This is a genomic window from Cellulomonas sp. plas2, assembly GCF_057221735.1.
Genome location: NZ_CM170155.1, coordinates 1,640,862 through 1,658,667 on the forward strand (window position 1 = coordinate 1,640,862; position 17,806 = coordinate 1,658,667).

Genomic DNA, 17,806 nt, shown 5'->3' on the forward strand with positions numbered 1-17,806 from the left:
GGGGGCCGCACAGGAGCCGTCCTCAGAAGCGGAACTCCTCCGTGCGGGCGTGCAGCTCCGCCGACATGCGCGACAGGCCCTGGACGGACCCGCCGACCTGCTCGGCGACCTGCGAGCTCGTGCCCGCCGCGCCCGCGACCACGGAGATCGTCGAGGCGATCTCGCTCGACCGCTGCGCGGCCTCCGCCACGCCCCGCGACATCTCCGAGGTGGTCGCGGTCTGCTCCTCGACCGCCGAGGCGATCGTCATCTGGTAGTCGTTGATGGACGCAATGATCTGCGCGATCTGGCCGATGGCGCTCACCGCGCCCTGCGTGTCGGACTGGATCGCGTCCACACGGCGGGCGATGTCCTCCGTGGCCTTCGCCGTCTGGCCGGCCAGCTCCTTGACCTCGCCGGCCACGACCGCGAAGCCCTTGCCGGCCTCGCCGGCGCGCGCCGCCTCGATGGTGGCGTTGAGGGCCAGGAGGTTGGTCTGCTCGGCGATCTGCGTGATGGTCCGGACGACCTCGCCGATCTCCTGGCTGGAGACCCCGAGGCGCGCGACCTGGTCGTTCGTCGTGGCGGCGACCTCCGTCGCCTGGGTGGCGACCTTCGCGGCGGCCGCGGCGTTCTGCGCGATCTCGCGGATGGAGCTGCCCATCTGCTCGGCACCCGCGGCGACGACCGCGACGTTGCGCGACACCTCCTCCGCGGCGGCCGAGAGCTCCTCGGTGCGCACGCTGGTGTCCGCCGAGCTCGTCGCCACGCGCCGGGCGGCCTCGTCGAGCCCGCCGGTCGCGTCGGCGACCGACCCGGCGGCCACGGACACGCCCTGGAGCGTGTCGCGCAGGCGGGCCCGCACGTCGTTGAGCGTGGCGGCCATGCGGCCGAGCTCGTCGGCCGCGTGCACCTCGGCGGCCACGGTGAGGTCGCCCTCGGCGATGGCGTGCAGGGCGGTCTCCACGCCGCTCACGGACCGGCGGACCGAGCGTGCCACGGCGAGCCCGAGCGCCAGCGTCAGCGCGATGGTGCCCGTGATGCCGACGACGATCAGCGTCTGCACGCTGCGCGCGGTGGTCTGGGCGTCGGCCGCGGTCCCCGCCGCCCAGGCGTCGCCGCCCGCAGCCAGCGCGTCCAGCTCGTCCACGTAGGCGCTCTTGAGGGGTTCCGTGACGTCCGCCAGCACCTGCTCGTACGTCGCGGCATCACCCGACAGCGCCGCCGGGACGAGCTCCGCGTCACGGGCCTCCCGCCAGAGGGCGAAGGCCTCGAGGAACTCCTCCCAGTGCGGCAGCGGCGCCGTCGTGTCGACGAAGGTCTGCACGTCGGCGATCGCCGCGTCGAGCTCGGCGTCGTTCTCGACGAGCTCGGCCTGCCAGTGCTCGACCTCGTCCGGGCTGGCCACCGCGGCGAGCTGCGCGACGATCATGCGGGACTTGAGCTGGTTCTGGTGGATGGTCTGCGTCGGCCTCAGGACGTCGGTCTGCACCTGCGCCAGGTCCTGCGTCTGCCCGGAGACCGTGCCCAGCGCGGCGTAGGCGGCCGTGCCGAGACCGAGCCCGGCGGCGCAGAACACGCCGACGAGGCCGAGCAGCTTGGAGCGGACGGACAGGTCCGCGAACGGGCGGCGGCGGGGCGTCCCGGAGGTGACGGTGGTGGTGCGGCTCATGGTGCTCCTGTGCGCGAGGGCGGCAGACCGGGGGCGGCTGATGCGCACGGGTGCTCGTGCGACTCGTCCTGTCGTTCGGCAGCGGGTGCCGCGCGGTGAGCGGTCGCCCCCGGCTGGTAGCGTCCGTGACCCGAACGGGGCAGTAGCTCAGCCGGTCAGAGCAGCGGACTCATAATCCGTGGGTCGTGGGTTCAAGCCCCACCTGCCCCACCGATCGCCCGGCGGTGGCGGGGGAGTCGGCCCCGCGCCGTGCAGGGCGGCGGCGACGCCCCTCAGGAGACGTCGGGCAGCGGCAGGCCCAGGCCGAGGCGGACCGCGTTCTCCGGCATGCCCGTGGCCCGCGCCACCTGGAGGACGAGGGTCTCGATGAGGTCCCAGTGCGCCGGTCGGGCGGGCGTGGTGCCCTCCGCGGCGGCGCCCACCCACCGGTGCGCGACGCGCGCGTGCCGACGCTCGACGGCCGCGTGCCCGTGCGGCCGTCGCCGACCGTGCTCGTCCGCGGAGCCGGTGAGCTGCTCGTCGGGCCCCGGAGACGCGGTGTTGATGTGCTCGGCCAGGGCCCGGGCGTGGTGCTCGCTGCCCAGGCCCCAGCACTCGCCCGTGCGCACCGCGCCCGTGCGGAGGTCGACCTCCTCGTGGACGACGCCCCAGTCGAGCGTCATGCCGCCCGCGTCCAGCACGGGCTCGTGGTCCTCGCGGCCGGGTGCGCCCGCGCAGGGCCGGTGCTCGACCTCGGCGGGGTGCGGCGTGCTCCGCCGGTACCCGTCCTCGTGCAGGGTCGTCGTCATGGTGACCGTCCCCCTCTCTCACGCCGCATCCGTGCGGCATGTCACCTCATCGGTCGGGGGCCTGCCGTCCTTGACACTTGCGGCGGGACCACGTGCCCGGTGGACCCCGCTCTCGTCCGGTCGGCCCCGCTCGAGGGGGAGGAGACACCACCGCAGCGGGTGATACCACGGGTGGTCGACACGACCGGCGCCTGCCACGTCCGCGCCGGTGAGAGGCGTGCGACCCTCGACCGGTCACCCGGACGGCCCAGCCGCGGGGGGTTGCGTCCGCTTCCGTCCGGGGCGGGGGATCTTGCCGCGATGTCCGCCTTTCCGGCATAGTTCGTGCCGTCAGCGACAAGGGCAAACCCACCGCGAGGTGGGGACGCAGAGCCACGGGGCCCCACGGGTCAGCCGAGCCGCCGAACGACAGGAGAGCTCCCATGAGCACCGCCACCACGTCCCTCGCCGAGCTCCAGGCCGCCCAGGGCGCGCTCCTCACGCCGGGCGAGGTCGCCAGCCTCTTCCGCGTGGACCCCAAGACGGTCACGCGCTGGGCCCAGGCCGGCAAGATCTCCGCGGTCCGCACCCTCGGCGGCCACCGCCGGTTCCACGAGGCGGAGATCCGCCAGCTCCTCCAGGGCGTCCCGCAGCAGGCCGCCTCCGCCGACTGAGCCCCGGGAACCCGAGCTCGCCGCGCACCCGCCCGCCGGCCACGACGCCGGCGTGCGGGTCCGCGCGTGGGAGGATCGGGGCATGGCCATGCGTGACATCCGTGTCGTCCCCGACCCCGTGCTCCGCACCCCCTGCGAGCCGATCCGCGAGGTCGACGAGCGGGTCCGAGCCCTGGTCGAGGACCTGCTCGAGACCGTCGACACCGAGGGACGCGCGGGGCTGGCGGCCAACCAGATCGGCGTCTCGCTGCGCGCGTTCTCCTGGAACATCGACGACGAGGTCGGGTACGTCCTCAACCCGACGATCGTCGAGCTGAGCGGGGACGAGTACCAGGACGGCGAGGAGGGCTGCCTCTCGGTGCCCGGCCTGTGGTACCCGACCCACCGGGCCTGGTACGCCCGGGTCGAGGGCACGGACCTCGACGGTCGGCCGGTCGTCGTCGAGGGCACCGAGCTGATGGCCCGGTGCCTGCAGCACGAGGTGGACCACCTCGACGGGAAGCTCTACCTCGACCGGCTCGAGCGGTCCGTCCGCAAAAAGGCCATGCGCGCGCTGCGCGACCAGCTGTAGGGGTGGCGCGCGGGGGCCGGGGTCGTGCATCCTGTCCCCGGCGCACCGCGCGCCACCGCCGGGCACGCCGTCCCGGCCCGTCGTACCGAGGTCGTTGGGGAAGACGCATCTCGGACCGACAGGAGGACGGCATGGCAGGCTCGATCACGCGCGGTGTTCTTTTCGTGCACTCCGCGCCCCGCGCGCTGTGCCCCCACGTCGAGTGGGCGGCCGGCAACGTGCTGGGCGTGCGCGTCGCGCTGGACTGGACCCCGCAGCCGGCGGGCCCCGGTCTGCACCGCAGCGAGCTCTCGTGGCAGGGCCCGCAAGGCACCGGGGCGCGCCTGACGTCCGCGCTGCGCGGCTGGGCGCACCTGCGCTACGAGGTGACCGAGGAGCCCAGCCCCGGCGCCGACGGGTCGCGCTGGAGCCACACGCCGGAGCTCGGCATCTTCCACGCCGCCACGGACGTGCACGGCAACGTCGTCGTGCCCGAGGACCGGGTGCGTGCGGCGCTCGAGCACGCGGCCGACCCGCAGCGGCTGCGCGCCGAGCTCGACCTGGCGCTCGGCCAGGCGTGGGACGACGAGCTCGAGCCCTTCCGTTACGCCGGCGCCGGCGCCCCCGTCCGCTGGCTGCACCGCGTGGGCTGAGCGGGCGCGCCGAGCCGCCGCGCTGAGCGGGGGCTCCGAGCCGCTCGGTCGCTCAGCGGCGTCGCGGGCGGCCCCGGGCGGCCAGCGCCGCGAGGGCGACGACCACGGCGACGGCCGCGGAGCCCGCGGCGACGTACTTGTCGCCGTACCAGAGCGGCTCGTACATCGCGGGCAGCGGGCCGATGGCGGGCACCCGCACGTAGACGCTCGCGACGAGGGCGACGACCGACGCGGCCGCCACGACGAGGAACGCCGTCCACGCGGCCCGGCTGCCGCGGCCCAGGACGGCCAGCACGACGACCGCGCAGACCGCCGCCTGGGCCGCGAACAGCCCGCTGAGCGTGAGCGCGCCGTCGGCCGTCAGCGGTGGCCGGTCGAGCGCGATGCGGAGGTGCACCCAGCCCGAGACCCCGAGGGCCAGGGCGCCAAGGACGCGTAGGACCACCCCCGTCCGCGCGCCCGGCGGCCGCCCGCCGGCACGGCCGGGCGCGCCCCCGCGGCCCCTCTCGCGCACCGCGACCCCGCCCTCAGGAGACCGTGAACGTCTTGGTCATCGGCGGGTGCGGGTCGCACGTGTACGTGTACTCGCCCGGCTCTAAGGTCACCTGCCAGGTCGTGTCCTCGGTGCCCTCGACGGACGTCGTCTCGTCGACGCCGGCGCCCGTCAGGTGGAAGTTGTGGATCGTCGTGGCGTCCTCGACCCGGACGGTGTACTCGCCGGCCGGGAGCGTGGTCACCTCGGTGCCCGCCTCGTCGGTGAGCAGGATCTCGAAGGCGTCCGGGTCCTCTGCGGTCCCGAGGGTGGCGACGAGCACCGTGCCCTCCACCGCGGGCCCCGGGGTGCCTGCGGCCTCCTCCTCGGCACCACCGCAGGCGGCAGTGACGAGCAGCACCACGGCGGCACCGGCCAGCAGGGACCTCCTCCTCATGGGAGCACCCTCCGATCTGTTGAGGGAACAACCATTGCTGACACGAGGCCTCGCCCGCAAGCACCGGGCGGGCACGGGCGCGCCCTCGGCTCTCAGGCCGCGGCCACGTCCGCGCCGTTCGCGGACGGGAGGACGGGCGTCAGACGGTCGTGACGACGAGGGCGACGTTGTGGCCGCCGAAGCCGAAGGAGTTGTTCACCGCCGCCAGGTCGCCGTCGCCGAGCGGCCGCGGCGTGTCCCGCACGAGGTCGAGGACGAGCTCGGGGTCCGGGTCCTCGACGTTGATCGTCGGGGGCGCCAGGCGGTGGTGCAGCGCCAGCACGGTGAAGATCGTCTCGAGGGCGCCGGCGCCACCCAGCAGGTGCCCGGTCATGGACTTCGTCGCGGACAGGGCGACGTGGTCGGCGTCGTCGCCCAGCACGCCGCGGATCGAGCGGGCCTCGATGAGGTCGCCGACCACCGTGGACGTCGCGTGGGCGTTGACGTGCCGCACGTCCGCGGCGGCGACGCCCGACTCGGCCAGCGCCGCGCGCATCGCGCGGACCTGCCCGTCCCCGGACGGCTCGGGGGAGGTGATGTGGTACCCGTCGGCCGACAGGCCGACCCCGGCGATGCGGGCGTACACCCGCGCGCCCCGGGCGGCGGCGTGCTCGGCGGACTCCAGCACGACGACGCCCGACCCCTCGCCGACGACGAACCCGTCCCGGGACGTGTCGTAGGGCCGCGAGGCGTGCGCGGGGTCGTCGTTGCGCAGCGACAGGGTCCGCGAGGCGGCGAAGGCCGCGATCGGCATGGGGTGGATGGTCGCCTCGGTGCCGCCCGCGACGACGACGTCCGCGCGGCCCGAGCGGATCATGTCGACGCCGTAGCCGATGGCCTCGGCACCGGAGGCGCAGGCGGAGACCAGGGCGTGCGCCCCGGCGCGCGCCCCGAGCTCGAGCGACACGAACGCCGACGGAGAGTTGGGCATGAGCATGGGGACGGTCATCGGCAGGACGCGACGCGCACCCTTGCTCTGCAGGGTGTCCCAGGCGTCCAGCGTCGTCCAGATGCCGCCGATACCGGAGGAGACGACCGCCCCGAGCCGGAGCGGGTCCACGTCGGGGCTGCCGGCATCGGCCCACGCCTCGCGCGCCGCGATGACCGCGTACTGCGCCGAGGGGTCCATGCGCTTGGTCTCGGGCCGCGACAGCGCCTCCGTCGGCGGGACCTTGATCGTCGCCGCGAAGCGGACGGGGATCTCGTACCGGTCGGCCCAGTCGTTCTCCAGCGTCCGGGCGCCGGACTCACCCGCGAGGGCGGCGGCCCACGTGCTCGCCACGTCCCCGCCGAGCGGGGTGGTCGCGCCGAGTCCGGTGACGACGACGTCGCGGGCGGGGCTCATGGGGTCCTCCTGGCAGCGGTGGGCGGTGGGGCGGGGTCCTGCCGGCGCCCCGGCCGGCCGGTGGGGGCCGGACCGGGGCGCGCGGGTGTCAGGACTGGGCGCCGGAGATGTAGGTGACGGCGTCGCCGACGGTCGTGAGGTTCTTGACCTCGTCGTCCGGGATGGTGACGTCGAACTTCTCCTCGGCGAGGGTGACGATGGTCATCATCGACAGCGAGTCGATGTCCAGGTCGTCGGTGAAGGACTTCTCGGGCAGGACGGAGTCCGCGGGAAGGCCGGTCTCCTCGGCGACGATCTCGGCCAGTCCGGCCAGGATCTCCTGCTCGCTGTACGCCATCGGTCTCTCCTCGTGTCGGTGGTGCGGTCGGTGCTGCGGGGTGGTGCTGCAGGTGGTGCGGCAGTGGTGCGGCAGTGGTCCGGCTCGCTCGTGCTGGCTCCCTGCCGCCCGGGCTGCCGCGGTGCTGCTGCGGCCGTGCGGGCCCGGGTCTACCACACGGGGGTCGTCCGGCCCGGGACGCGACCGGTGGTGGTCAGGGCAGGACGACGACCTGGGCGGCGTAGACGAGGCCCGCGCCGAAGCCGATCTGCAGGGCCAGGGCGCCCGGCACCACCTGCCCCTCGCGGCGCAGCCGCTCGGCGGCCAGGGGGATCGAGGCGGCCGACGTGTTGCCGGTGTCGGCGATGTCGCGGCCGACGACGACGTGCTCGGGCAGCTTGAGCTGCTTGACGAGCTGGTCGATGATCCGCATGTTCGCCTGGTGCGGGATGAACGCGTCGAGGTCCTCGGCCCTCACGCCGGCGGCGTCGAGCGCCTTCTGCGCGACGGGCGCCATCTGCCAGACGGCCCACTTGAAGACCGACGGGCCCTCCTGCCGCAGCGTGGGCCAGCCGGCGTCCGCGTCGCGCACGTCGAGCCAGGAGTGCGTCTGGCGGATGGCCCTGGCCTGCCCGCCGTCCGAGCCCCACACCGTCGGGCCGATGCCCGGCGTGTCCGAGGGCCCGACGACGACCGCGCCGGCGCCGTCGCCGAGGAGGAACGAGATCGACCGGTCCGTCGGGTCGACGAAGTCGCTCATCTTCTCCGCGCCGACGACGAGCACGTGCCGGGCGGCGCCGGACCGGACGAGCGCGTCCGCCTGGCCGATGCCGTAGCAGTACCCGGCGCACGCGGCCGAGATGTCGAAGGCGGCGGCGGGGGTGGCGCCGATGCGGTCGGCGAGCACCGCGGCGCCGGCCGGGGTCTGGTGGAACCACGTCACCGTGGACAGGATGACGGCGTCGACGTCCGAGGCCTCGAGGCCGGCGTCGGCCAGCGCGGCACGGGCGGCACCCTCGGCGAGGTCGATGACGTCGGTCCCCGCGCCGGCGCGACGGCGGGTGACGATGCCCGTGCGCTGGCGGATCCACTCGTCCGAGGAGTCGATCGGCCCCGCGATGTCGTCGTTGGTGACCGTGCTCTCCCCGCGCACGCCGCCGAGCCCGAGGATCCGGGAGGCGGCGGGTGTGGAGGCCTGGGCCAGGGTGGGACGGGTCACTGCTCGAGCCTCTCGGTGGGGTCCGTGGCGGCGCCCCCGGCGTGCGCCGCGACGAGGGCGCGTGCGGCGTCGAGCCCGTCGGGCGACTTCAGCGCCAGGGTCTCGACCCCGGGCAGCGTACGCCGGGCCAGACCCGTGAGCACCCCGCCCGGCGCGAGCTCCAGCACGGCGGTGACGCCCAGCGCGAGCAGCCCCTCCTGGCACAGGTCCCACCGCACCGGCCGCGCCACCTGCCCGACGATCCGGGCGAGGGCGTCGGTGCCGGTGCCCACCGCGGTGCCGTCCGCGTTCGACAGCAGGGTCACCACCGGCATGCCGGGCACGAGGCGGCCGGCGGCCGCCGCCAGCTCCGCCACCGCGGGCTCCATGTGGGACGTGTGGAAGGCCCCGGCGACCTGCAGGGCGACGACGCGCGCCTTCGTGGGTGGGTCGGCGGCGAGCGCGGCCAGCGCGTCGAGGGTGCCCGCGGCGACGACCTGCCCGCCGCCGTTGACGTTGGCGGCCACGAGGCCGTGCCGGGCCAGCGCGGCCAGCACCTCCTGGGGGTCCCCGCCGAGCACGGCGGACATGCCCGTGGGCGCCGCGGCGGCGGCGCGCGCCATCGCGTCCCCGCGCACGGCGACGAGGCGCAGCGCCTCGGCCTCGGTGAGCACCCCGGTGATCGCGGCGGCCGCCAGCTCGCCGACGGAGTGCCCGGCGACGAGGTCCGCCGCGGCTGGCACCGCCGGGGCGAGGGGCTCGTCGGGCGCCAGGTCGAGGACGGCCCGCAGGCTGGCCAGCGCGGAGGCGACGAGCAGCGGCTGCGCCACGGCGGTGTCGCGGATGGTCGCCGCGTCCGACGTCGTGCCGTGCGCGCGCAGGTCGAGGCCGGTGACCTCGGAGGCGGCGTCGACGGCCGCCGCCACCGCCGGCAGCTCGAGCCACGGGGCGAGCATGCCGGGGGACTGGGCGCCCTGACCGGGGCAGAGGAGGGCGAGCACCTCCTCAGCCTGCCGTCAGCGCCGGGGGCCGCCGGGTCGCGGCGGGCACCAACTCTTCCGGGTGACGTTGTCCCACCCCTACAACGGCCGCGGGAGCGCCCGACCGGTAGGGGCGGTGCCGTCGCCCTGCCGGACGGGTGCGCGGGTCAGGCCGACGGGACCCGGGCCGTCGCGTCGCCGAGGCGGCCGACGGCGAGCGCGGTCTGCAGGACGTAGGACTCGCGCGCGTCGAGCGGGTCCCAGCCCGTCGTCTCGGCGACCCGCCGCAGCCGGTACCGCACGGTGTTGGGGTGCACGTACAGGGTGCGGGCCGCCGCCTCGAGCGACCGCCCGGCGCCGAGGTACGCGGCGAGGGTCTCCAGGAGCGCCCCGGTGTGGGCGGCCAGCGGTGCGTAGGCCTGCCGGACGAGCGCGGCGCGGGCCTCGAGGTCCCCGACGAGCACGCGTTCGGGGAGCAGCTCGTCGGCCGCGACCGGCCGGGGCGCGCCGTCCCACGCGGCGACCGCGGCCAGCCCCGCCATCGCCGCGCGCGCCGACCTCGGGTAGTCGGCCAGCTCGGTGACGGCGGGCCCGACGACGACCGGCCCCGGCCCGAACCGCGGCAGCAGCGACCGCGCGCCGGCCTGCAGGTCGCCCGTGCCGCCGAGGAACACGACGAGCCGGTCGCCGTGGATCCCGACGAGCGCGTCGTCGGCGGCCCGGCGCGTGGCCCGCCGGAGCTCGGCGGCGCGGACCCCGTCCAGCGGCCAGGCGGTCGTGCCCACGACGACGAGCGCGGCGCCGCGGGCGCGCCAGCCCAGGGCCCCGAGCCGGGAGCGCAGGGAGTCGTCGACGTCCCCGCGCACGAGGGAGTCCACGACGAGCGCCTCCAGCCGCGCGTCCCACGCCCCGCGGACCTCCGCGGCCCGGGCGTAGACCTCGGCGGCGGAGAAGGCGACCTCGCGGGAGTAGCGCAGCACGGCCTCGCGCAGCGCGCGCTCCTCGCCCGGGGCGGCGAGCTGGTCGGAGTGCGTCTCGACGACGTCGACGACGACGCGCACGAGCTGCAGGGTGTGCTGCAGGGAGATGGACCGCGTCAGCTCGGGCGGGGCGGTCGCGAAGATCTCGCCGACGCCCTGCGGCGGGCGGGAGGGGTCGGCGAACCACGTGACGAACGCCGTGATGCCGGCCTGCGCGACGAGGCCGACCCACGAGCGGTCGTCCGCCGGGAGCTGGCGGTACCAGTCGAGGTCGGCGTCCAGGCGGCGCAGCGCGGCGGCCGCCAGCAGCCCGGCGCCGTCCCGCACGCGCCGCTGGGTCTCGGTGCCCGGGGTGGTGGGAACGTCGTCGACCGCGGCCGCGACCCGGCCGGCTACGGAGGTCATGGCGCGAGCATAGGGGGAGGGTTGTGGGGAGTCGACAAACCTGCGGCCGGGTGGACGGCCCTGCGGCCGGGTCCCGCCGAGCGGAGGGAGGGCGCCGTCGCACCCGTTCTTGGCCTGCAGATGGGGTGGCGCGGGCGATTCCCCGTTAGTGTCGCCGCATGGCTCTGCTGCCCCGACTCCGTCAGCTGATGCGGCGGCCGGTGTCCGCGTCGCGGGTCGGCGCCCGCCGGCCGACCGGCGCCGCACGCCGCGGCGACACCCTGCACGAGGACGCGCTGCGCTCGATGCTCGGCGACGACCCGAACGACGAGAAGGCCTTCGTCGCCCTCGCCGAGATCGTCCGTCGCCGTGCGGCCGAGGCCGTCGCCCACGAGGACCCGCTGTCCGGCCACGCCGAGGAGGCCGTGACGGCCGACCGCGACGCCGAGCGGCAGAAGGCGGCCGACCTGGCCGTCTGGTCGCTGGGCGAGGAGCTGGCGGGCAACCCCCGGGCGTGGTACCCGCTCGTCGAGGTCGCGCGGCTGTCCGTCCGCGACGACCCCGAGGGCGCCGCGCGGCGCCTGTCGACCGCGGTCGAGCGCGACCACTCGGGCCGTGCCCTGGTCGCCGCCGTCGGGCTCCTGCGCCAGGCCGGCCGACCCGTCGAGGCGCTCAACCTCGGCGTGGGCCACTGGCGCCCGAAGGAGCACGACCCCGAGGTCGCGCGCGAGCTGGTGCTGGCCGCGCTCGAGGCCGACCGTCCGGGCGAGGCCAAGCAGCACATCGCCGCGCTCGACCTGCACCCGCGCCAGCGTGCCGTGGCGGACCTGCGCACCGAGCTGCAGGCGCTCGTCGCCCGCGCGGAGGGCTCGCCGGCCGGCGGCTCGCCGGCCGGCGCCTGACGGCCGCACCACCGGCACCACCGCCACCTGCACCACACGTCGTCGCACGCAGACCGCCGGCGGCGAAGACGAGGGGCCCGCCCCGACCGTCCGGTCGGAGCGGGCCCCTCGTCGTGCGTCAGGCGCTCGGCGCCGCGGTCAGGACTCCCCGCCCGCGTTGCCCGAGGTGCCGGCGGCCACGTCGTGCAGCCGGTACTTCTCGATGGCCCGCGCCGGGACGTCGGCGTCGACCGCGCCCTGCCGCGCGAGCTGCTGCAGCACGCGCACGGCGGTCGACGGGCCGTCGATCTTGAACCAGCGCCGGGCGGCGGCGCGCGTGTCGGAGAAGCCGAAGCCGTCCGCGCCGAGCGTCGCGTAGTCGCCGGGCACCCACGCGCGGACCTGGTCGGCCACGAGGTGGTCGTAGTCCGTCGTGGCGACGAAGGGACCCTCCGCACCGGCGAGCCGCTGCGTCAGGTAGGCCTGGCGCGGCTCCTCGCCGGGGTGCAGGAACGTGTGCTCGTCGGCGGCCAGGCCGTCGCGGCGCAGCTCGTTCCAGCTCGTCACGGACCACACCGCGGCGCGCACGCCCCAGTCGTCGGCGAGGAGCTGCCGGGCCTCGAGCGCCCACGGCACGGCCACGCCGGAGGCCAGGATCTGGGCGCGCGGCCCGTCGCCCTCGGCCTCGGCCACGCGGTGGATGCCGCGCAGGATGCCCTCGACGTCCACGCCCTCCGGCTCGGCCGGCTGGACGATCGGCTCGTTGTAGACCGTGAGGTAGTAGATGACGTCGGGGTCGCGGCCGTCGTCGCCGTACATGCGCTGCAGGCCGTCGCGCACGATGTGCCGCAGCTCGTAGCCGTAGGCGGCGTCGTAGTGGACGACGTGCGACATCGTGCCGGCCAGCAGCGGGGAGTGGCCGTCGGCGTGCTGCAGGCCCTCGCCCGTCAGCGTCGTGCGGCCGGCCGTGGCCCCGACGAGGAACCCGCGCGTGAGCTGGTCGCCCGCGGCCCAGAACTGGTCCCCGGTGCGCTGGAACCCGAACATCGAGTAGTAGAAGTAGAACGGCACGAGGGGCTCGCCGTGCGTGGCGTAGGAGGTGCCGACGGCCTGGAACGCCGCGGCCGACCCCGCCTCGTTGATGCCCGTGTGCATGATCTGCCCGGACTCGGACTCCTTGTAGCTCAGCATGAGCTCGCGGTCCACGGCGAGGTAGTTCTGCCCGTTGGTGTTGAAGATCTTCGCGGTGGGGAAGATCGAGTCCAGGCCGAACGTGCGCGCCTCGTCGGGGATGATCGGGACGAGCCGCTTGCCGAGCTCCTTGTCCTTCAGCAGGTCCTTGAACAGGCGCACCAGCGCCATGGTCGTGGCGACCTCCTGGTGCCCCGAGCCCTTGGCCAGCCCCTCGTACGCCTTCGGCTCGGGCAGCGCGAGCGGCTTGTGCACGGAGCGGCGCTCCGGCACGAACCCGCCGAGCGCCTTGCGGCGGTCGAGCATGTAGCGGATCGCCTCGTCCTCCGGCCCCGGGTTGTAGTACGGGGGCAGGTACGGGTCGGCGTCGATCTGCCCGTCGCTCACCGGGATGTGCAGGCTGTCGCGCAGCGTCTTGAGCTCGTCGGCCTTGAGCTTCTTCATCTGGTGCGTGGCGTTGCGCCCGGCGAACCCGGAGCCCAGGCCGTAGCCCTTGATGGTGTGCGCGAGGATGACCGTCGGGGCGCCCGTGTGCTCGCGCGCGGCCTTGTAGGCGGCGTAGAGCTTGCGGTAGTCGTGCCCGCCGCGCTTGAGGGCCCAGATCTCGTCGTCCGTCATCTTCTCGACGAGCGCCTTCGTGCGCGGGTCGCGGCCGAAGAAGTTCTCGCGGATGAAGGCGCCGTTCTCGGCGCGGAACGTCTGGAAGTCGCCGTCCGGCGTGACGTTCATGAGGTTGACGAGCGCGCGGTCCTTGTCCGCGTTGAGCAGGGTGTCCCACTCGCGGCCCCAGATGACCTTGATGACGTTCCAGCCGGCGCCGCGGAACTGCGCCTCGAGCTCCTGGATGATCTTGCCGTTGCCGCGGACGGGGCCGTCGAGGCGCTGCAGGTTGCAGTTCACGACGAACGTCAGGTTGTCCAGGCCCTGCTGGGCGGCGTGCTGGAGCATGCCGCGCGACTCGGGCTCGTCCATCTCGCCGTCGCCGAGGAAGGCCCACACGTCCTGCTGCGAGGTGTCCTTGATGCCGCGGTGGTGCAGGTACTTGTTCGTCCACGCCTGGTAGATCGCGCTCGCCGGGCCGAGGCCCATGGAGACGGTGGGGAACTCCCACAGGTCGGGCAGGAGGCGCGGGTGCGGGTAGGACGGCAGGCCGCCGGCGGGGTGCGACCGCTCCTGGCGGAAGCCGTCGAGCTGGTCGGCGGACAGCCGGCCCTCGAGGAAGGCGCGGGCGTAGACGCCGGGGGAGGCGTGCCCCTGGAAGTAGACCTGGTCGCCGCCGCCGGGGTGGTCCTTGCCGCGGAAGAAGTGGTTGAGCCCGACCTCGGTCAGCGTCGCCACGGAGGCGTAGGACGAGATGTGCCCGCCGACCCCGATGCCCGGGCGCTGGGCGCGCGTCACCATGACGGCGGCGTTCCAACGGATCCAGGACCGGTAGCGCCGCTCGATGGCCTCGTCGCCGGGGAAGTACGGCTCGTTGTGCACCGCGATCGTGTTGACGTACGGCGTGTTGAGCGACGTCGGGATCGCCACGTTCTTCTGCCGTGCGTGCCGCAGCAGGCTCAGCAGCACGTAGCGCGCGCGGGGGCCGCCCTTGTCGCCGATGAGGCCGTCCAGGGAGTCGAGCCACTCCTGGGTCTCCTCGGGGTCGATGTCGGGGACCTGGCTGAGCAGGCCGCCGATGAGCGGGCCCGTCTCGTCGATCGAAGCCACGGAGTGCTCCTTGCTCGTCGGTGCTTCCTTCGTCTGCAGCCGGCGGGGCTGCTGCCTGCCGGGTGAGCGGCACGCACCGCCGGCGACGGCGCCCACCACGGACCGCGCCGCCGGGGGTGCCGGGCACCCCCTGCGGCGCCGGCGCGACCCGGCACGGTCGCTGTCATGACCATCATCCGGCCCTGCGCGGGTGAAAGTCACACCGGGCACCCCCGCGCGGGCGTGACGTGGGCGACAGGACCTCCCATGACCTCGTCGGACCGCCCCGGTCCGTCCCTGCGGTCGGCCCTCCGGCGGGCCTCGCGGGACCCGGCGCGGGTGACGGGGTCGGGCAGGGCTTGCCAGGTCAGCGCGGGTGCGGTGGGCTACGGTGAGCGGTCAACGCAGCCGGGCCGCACGGCCCGCTGCCAGCGGGTGCCGGAGGTCCGGCGCCGAGGGAAGGGATCGATCAGGACGTGGCATCCACCGCGGACGACGCCGGGACCGGCGCGGCAGGCCGCCTCGGCTTCACGAGGGGGCAGACCGTCCAGGAGCTCGGTTTCGACGACGACGTCGACGAGACGTTCCGGTCCGACCTCGAGGCCATCACGGGCTCCGAGCTCGTCGACGAGCAGTACGACGACGTCACGGACGGCGCGATCATCTGGTTCCGCGACGACGACGGGGACCTGACGGACTACCTCGTCGACGCGCTGACGGTCCTCGACGACAACGGGCCCATCTGGGTGCTCACCCCGAAGGCCGGGCGGCCGGGGCACGTCCCCCACAGCGACATCCAGGAGGCCGCCACCACCTCGGGCCTGCACGCGATGACGACCTTCGCGGTCGCCCCCGACTGGTCCGCCACGCGGCTGGGCACGCGCGGCCGCGGGAAGTGACGCCAGGGGCCGACGCGCCCGCTGCCGTCGGTGCGCCAGGTGCCGCCGGTGCGCCCGGTGCGCCCGCCGTCGGCGAGGACCTGGGGCCGCGGCTCGACGGCCTCGTGCTGCCGGACGTGCACGGCACGCCGGTGCCCCTCGCGGGGCTGCGCGGGGCGCCGGCCCTGCTCGTCCTCCTCCCGTACGCCTTCTCCCGGACGTGCACCTCCGAGCTCGGCGAGCTGCGCGACGGCCTCGGCTCGCTCGAGGCGACCGGGGTGCGCGTGCTGGCCGTGTCGTGCGACCCGGTGCCCGCCCTGCGGGCCTGGGCGGAGCAGGAGCGCGTCGGCCTCGACCTGCTGTCCGACTTCTGGCCCCACGGCGCGGCCGCGCGGGCCCTCGGCGCCTTCGACGAGGTCAACGGCGTGGCGCGCCGCGGCAGCTTCCTCCTCGACGCGGGCCGCGTCCTGCGCTGGTCGGTGCTGGGCCCGTCGGGTCGGGCCCGACCTTTCGAGGCCTACCGTGCGGCCGTCGCCGACCTCGTAGGCTGACGCCCGCACACGGGCCTGTAGCTCAGTTGGTCAGAGCGCCGCGCTTACACCGCGGAGGTCGTCGGTTCGAGACCGGCCGGGCCCACCGCACCCTCTCCACCCCGCCGACGGGTGCGCGCTGCCGCGTGAGACCTCGGCCACACCGTCGGGTGACGTCCCGCAGCCGGCCGGGTGGCGTCACCCGGCCGCGGTTACTGTTCTCCGCGTGTTCACCCTCGCGTCACCCTCAGCGTCACCGTCGCCGTCGCCCGCGCTCCACCACCTGCCCCGCCGGGTGCTCGCGCGGGTGGTGCCCGTCGGCGTCGCGGTCGTGGTCGCGGGCTCCGTCGGCGCCTGGTACCGGGACGTGCACGGCATCGTCGAGCAGGACGCGGGCCGCATCGCCCTGACGGTCATCCGGCTCCTCGACCCCGACCGCGAGGGCAACCTGTGGTCCTGGTACTCCGTGACGCTGCTGCTCGCGCTCGCCGTGGCGCTGGGCGTCGGGGCGCTGCAGCGGACCGGCCGGCGGCGGCGGGCGTACCTCGTGCTCACCGGTGTCGCGGTGTTCCTCAGCGCCGACGAGGGGGCCCAGCTCCACGAGACGCTGTCGCTCGTGGGCAACTTCGTCCTGGGGTCGGGCGGCGCGACCTTCGCCTGGGTGCTGCCGGGTGCGCTCCTCGCGGCGGCGGTCGCGGTCGGCCTGGTGGTCGTCGCGCGCGACGTGGAGCCGCGGGTGCGGCTGCGGCTGGTGCTGGCGGGCCTCGTGTTCCTCACGGGCGCGCTGGGGGTGGAGTCCATCGGCGGCTCGTTCGCCGAGGGGCTCGTGATGGGGCAGGACGTCCCGCCGTCGCCCTACTACGTGCTGGTGGCCCTCGAGGAGACGCTCGAGCTGCTGGGCGCGTCGCTCGCGTTGTGGGCGGCACTGCACGCGGTGGTCGACCCCCGTCCCGTCGCCCCGGCCGTCGCGCCCGGGTCCACGTCGGGACCCGCGTCCGCGCCGACCGACCCGGCCCGGTCCGCCGACGCCGGCACGGCGGTCGCCGGCCGCTGACGGCGCGCGCCCGGGCCGGCGACCGTACGCTCGCGACGTGCGCGCCACCCTGATCCACGGACCCGCCGACATCCGCCTCGAGGACGTCCCGGACCCGCACGTGCGTCGGCCGACGGACGCCGTCGTGCGCGTCGTCGCCTCCTGCGTGTGCGGCTCCGACCTGTGGCCCTACCGCGGCGTCCGGCCGACGCCGGAGCCGCGCCGCATCGGGCACGAGTTCGTCGGCGTGGTGGAGGAGGTCGGTGCCGACGTCCGCCGGGTGCAGGAGGGGCAGTTCGTCGTCGCGCCCTTCACCATCTCCGACGGCACGTGCCGGCACTGCCGGCGCGGGGTGCACACCTCCTGCGAGCACGTGGGCTGGTGGGGCGCGCCGGACCACGAGGGCATCCCCTCGGACGGGGGGCAGGGGGAGCGCGTGCGCGTCCCCCTCGCGGACGGCACGCTCGTCGCCACGCCGGAGCACCCGTCGCCGGAGCTCCTTCCCCACGTCCTCGCGCTGAGCGACGTCATGGGCACCGGGCACCACGCGGCCCGGGCGGCCGGCGTGGTGCCGGGGTCGACGGTGGTCGTCGTCGGCGACGGCGCCGTCGGCCTGTGCGGCACCATCGCGGCCCGCCGGCTCGGCGCGGAGCGCGTCGTCGTCATGTCCCGGCACGCCACCCGGCAGGACCTGGCGCGCTCCTTCGGCGCGACGGACGTCGTCGCCGAGCGCGGTGCGGAGGGCGTCGCCGCCGTGCGCGACCTGCTGGACGGCACCGGCGCGGACGCGGTCCTCGAGTGCGTGGGCAGCAAGGAGTCCATGCAGCAGGCGCTGGACACGGCCCGTCCCGGCGGGACGGTCGGCTTCGTCGGGGTCCCGGCGGGCGGCCCCGAGCTGCCCGTGCAGCAGATGTTCTCGACGAACGTCGGCGTGCGCGGCGGCATCGCGCCCGTGCGGGCGTACCTGCCCGAGCTCCTCGAGGACGTGTGGGCGGGCAGCATCGAGCCCGGCCGGGTGTTCGACCTGACCCTGCCGCTCGCCGAGGTGGCCGAGGCCTACCGTGCGATGGACGAGCGCCGCGCGGTCAAGGTCATGCTGCGTCCGTGAGGCCGCCGGCGCGGCGGTAGCGTGCCGCCC

General features: G+C 75.4%; 18 protein-coding genes, 2 tRNA genes and 1 riboswitch. Of the genes, 10 read left to right on the plus strand and 10 right to left on the minus strand.

Annotated features, from left to right (window positions below):
• Positions 1-22 precede the first annotated feature (22 nt).
• Positions 23-1,651, minus strand: coding sequence for a methyl-accepting chemotaxis protein (locus tag AC2TDM_RS07265; RefSeq protein ID WP_090030576.1), 1,629 nt, complete (start codon positions 1,649-1,651; stop codon positions 23-25).
• 136 nt (positions 1,652-1,787) lie between these two features.
• On the opposite strand from AC2TDM_RS07265, the gene AC2TDM_RS07270 reads away from it, so the two are divergent.
• A tRNA-Ile gene (locus AC2TDM_RS07270) sits at positions 1,788-1,861 on the plus strand.
• Between the two features lie 62 nt (positions 1,862-1,923).
• Here AC2TDM_RS07270 and AC2TDM_RS07275 read toward each other — a convergent pair.
• Positions 1,924-2,439 carry a hypothetical protein gene (locus tag AC2TDM_RS07275; protein ID WP_484636229.1) on the minus strand — a complete coding sequence of 172 codons (516 nt, stop codon included), beginning with the start codon at positions 2,437-2,439 and terminating at the stop codon, positions 1,924-1,926.
• A 331-nt stretch (positions 2,440-2,770) separates the two neighbouring features.
• A riboswitch (cyclic di-GMP riboswitch) is annotated at positions 2,771-2,845 on the plus strand.
• 16 nt (positions 2,846-2,861) lie between these two features.
• Here AC2TDM_RS07275 and AC2TDM_RS07280 point away from each other — a divergent pair.
• The 3 genes from AC2TDM_RS07280 to AC2TDM_RS07290 all read left to right on the plus strand — a co-directional run bounded on the left by AC2TDM_RS07280 (position 2,862) and on the right by AC2TDM_RS07290 (position 4,295).
• On the plus strand, positions 2,862-3,092 hold the full coding sequence (locus AC2TDM_RS07280; RefSeq protein ID WP_090030580.1) for a BldC family transcriptional regulator: 231 nt from the start codon (positions 2,862-2,864) through the stop codon (positions 3,090-3,092).
• An 82-nt stretch (positions 3,093-3,174) separates the two neighbouring features.
• Positions 3,175-3,663: a peptide deformylase gene (gene def / locus AC2TDM_RS07285; protein ID WP_484636230.1), complete on the plus strand. Its 489-nt coding sequence runs from the start codon at positions 3,175-3,177 to the stop codon at positions 3,661-3,663.
• A 131-nt stretch (positions 3,664-3,794) separates the two neighbouring features.
• Positions 3,795-4,295, plus strand: a complete 501-nt coding sequence (locus AC2TDM_RS07290; protein WP_090030584.1) for a DUF3145 domain-containing protein — start codon at positions 3,795-3,797, stop codon at positions 4,293-4,295.
• A gap of 52 nt (positions 4,296-4,347) precedes the next feature.
• On the opposite strand, the gene AC2TDM_RS07295 is transcribed toward AC2TDM_RS07290, so the two are convergent.
• The 7 genes from AC2TDM_RS07295 to AC2TDM_RS07325 all read right to left on the minus strand — a co-directional run bounded on the left by AC2TDM_RS07295 (position 4,348) and on the right by AC2TDM_RS07325 (position 10,487).
• Positions 4,348-4,809, minus strand: a complete 462-nt coding sequence (locus AC2TDM_RS07295; RefSeq protein ID WP_484636231.1) for a hypothetical protein — start codon at positions 4,807-4,809, stop codon at positions 4,348-4,350.
• A 13-nt stretch (positions 4,810-4,822) separates the two neighbouring features.
• A complete protein-coding gene (locus tag AC2TDM_RS07300) occupies positions 4,823-5,224 on the minus strand; it encodes a cupredoxin domain-containing protein (protein WP_484636232.1) in 402 nt (133 codons plus the stop codon).
• Positions 5,225-5,363: 139 nt separating this feature from the next.
• A complete protein-coding gene (locus AC2TDM_RS07305) occupies positions 5,364-6,608 on the minus strand; it encodes a beta-ketoacyl-[acyl-carrier-protein] synthase family protein (protein ID WP_484636233.1) in 1,245 nt (414 codons plus the stop codon).
• 88 nt (positions 6,609-6,696) lie between these two features.
• Entirely contained in the window at positions 6,697-6,945 is a 249-nt protein-coding gene (locus tag AC2TDM_RS07310; protein ID WP_090030591.1) for an acyl carrier protein, read from the minus strand.
• Positions 6,946-7,138: 193 nt separating this feature from the next.
• The gene (locus AC2TDM_RS07315; protein WP_484636234.1) at positions 7,139-8,143 is read right to left on the minus strand and encodes a beta-ketoacyl-ACP synthase III; all 1,005 of its coding nucleotides are present in this window, start codon (positions 8,141-8,143) and stop codon (positions 7,139-7,141) included.
• A complete protein-coding gene (locus tag AC2TDM_RS07320) occupies positions 8,140-9,123 on the minus strand; it encodes an ACP S-malonyltransferase (protein WP_484636235.1) in 984 nt (327 codons plus the stop codon). The genes AC2TDM_RS07315 and AC2TDM_RS07320 overlap by 4 nt, the downstream gene beginning before the upstream one ends.
• Positions 9,124-9,269: 146 nt before the next feature.
• Positions 9,270-10,487: a PucR family transcriptional regulator gene (locus AC2TDM_RS07325; protein ID WP_484636236.1), complete on the minus strand. Its 1,218-nt coding sequence runs from the start codon at positions 10,485-10,487 to the stop codon at positions 9,270-9,272.
• A 158-nt stretch (positions 10,488-10,645) separates the two neighbouring features.
• On the opposite strand from AC2TDM_RS07325, the gene AC2TDM_RS07330 reads away from it, so the two are divergent.
• A complete protein-coding gene (locus tag AC2TDM_RS07330) occupies positions 10,646-11,368 on the plus strand; it encodes a hypothetical protein (RefSeq protein ID WP_090030598.1) in 723 nt (240 codons plus the stop codon).
• A 138-nt stretch (positions 11,369-11,506) separates the two neighbouring features.
• On the opposite strand, the gene aceE is transcribed toward AC2TDM_RS07330, so the two are convergent.
• Positions 11,507-14,248, minus strand: a complete 2,742-nt coding sequence (aceE, locus tag AC2TDM_RS07335; protein ID WP_484636237.1) for a pyruvate dehydrogenase (acetyl-transferring), homodimeric type — start codon at positions 14,246-14,248, stop codon at positions 11,507-11,509.
• A gap of 455 nt (positions 14,249-14,703) precedes the next feature.
• Between aceE and AC2TDM_RS07340 the strand changes: the two genes are divergently transcribed.
• From AC2TDM_RS07340 to AC2TDM_RS07360, 5 genes are all read left to right on the plus strand, one after another.
• Entirely contained in the window at positions 14,704-15,126 is a 423-nt protein-coding gene (locus tag AC2TDM_RS07340) for a DUF3052 domain-containing protein (RefSeq protein ID WP_090030600.1), read from the plus strand.
• A complete protein-coding gene (locus tag AC2TDM_RS07345) occupies positions 15,123-15,656 on the plus strand; it encodes a redoxin domain-containing protein (RefSeq protein ID WP_484636238.1) in 534 nt (177 codons plus the stop codon). The genes AC2TDM_RS07340 and AC2TDM_RS07345 overlap by 4 nt, the downstream gene beginning before the upstream one ends.
• Before the next feature lie 11 nt (positions 15,657-15,667).
• A tRNA-Val gene (locus AC2TDM_RS07350) sits at positions 15,668-15,741 on the plus strand.
• Between the two features lie 120 nt (positions 15,742-15,861).
• Complete coding sequence (locus AC2TDM_RS07355) at positions 15,862-16,689, plus strand: hypothetical protein (RefSeq protein WP_484636239.1); 828 nt, start codon at positions 15,862-15,864, stop codon at positions 16,687-16,689.
• Between the two features lie 37 nt (positions 16,690-16,726).
• Positions 16,727-17,776 (plus strand): zinc-dependent alcohol dehydrogenase family protein, encoded by a 1,050-nt coding sequence (locus AC2TDM_RS07360; RefSeq protein WP_484636240.1) that lies wholly within the window; start codon positions 16,727-16,729, stop codon positions 17,774-17,776.
• Positions 17,777-17,806 lie beyond the last annotated feature (30 nt).

What these genes read in the sequence shown, in the direction of transcription:
- AC2TDM_RS07265 (WP_090030576.1), bottom strand. Translation starts at nt 1,651, where the DNA reads ATGAGCCGCACCACCACCGTCACCTCCGGGACGCCCCGCCGCCGCCCG.
- AC2TDM_RS07275 (WP_484636229.1), bottom strand. Translation starts at nt 2,439, where the DNA reads ATGACGACGACCCTGCACGAGGACGGGTACCGGCGGAGCACGCCGCAC.
- AC2TDM_RS07280 (WP_090030580.1), top strand. Translation starts at nt 2,862, where the DNA reads ATGAGCACCGCCACCACGTCCCTCGCCGAGCTCCAGGCCGCCCAGGGC.
- def (WP_484636230.1), top strand. Translation starts at nt 3,175, where the DNA reads ATGGCCATGCGTGACATCCGTGTCGTCCCCGACCCCGTGCTCCGCACC.
- AC2TDM_RS07290 (WP_090030584.1), top strand. Translation starts at nt 3,795, where the DNA reads ATGGCAGGCTCGATCACGCGCGGTGTTCTTTTCGTGCACTCCGCGCCC.
- AC2TDM_RS07300 (WP_484636232.1), bottom strand. Translation starts at nt 5,224, where the DNA reads ATGAGGAGGAGGTCCCTGCTGGCCGGTGCCGCCGTGGTGCTGCTCGTC.
- AC2TDM_RS07305 (WP_484636233.1), bottom strand. Translation starts at nt 6,608, where the DNA reads ATGAGCCCCGCCCGCGACGTCGTCGTCACCGGACTCGGCGCGACCACC.
- AC2TDM_RS07310 (WP_090030591.1), bottom strand. Translation starts at nt 6,945, where the DNA reads ATGGCGTACAGCGAGCAGGAGATCCTGGCCGGACTGGCCGAGATCGTC.
- AC2TDM_RS07325 (WP_484636236.1), bottom strand. Translation starts at nt 10,487, where the DNA reads ATGACCTCCGTAGCCGGCCGGGTCGCGGCCGCGGTCGACGACGTTCCC.
- AC2TDM_RS07330 (WP_090030598.1), top strand. Translation starts at nt 10,646, where the DNA reads ATGGCTCTGCTGCCCCGACTCCGTCAGCTGATGCGGCGGCCGGTGTCC.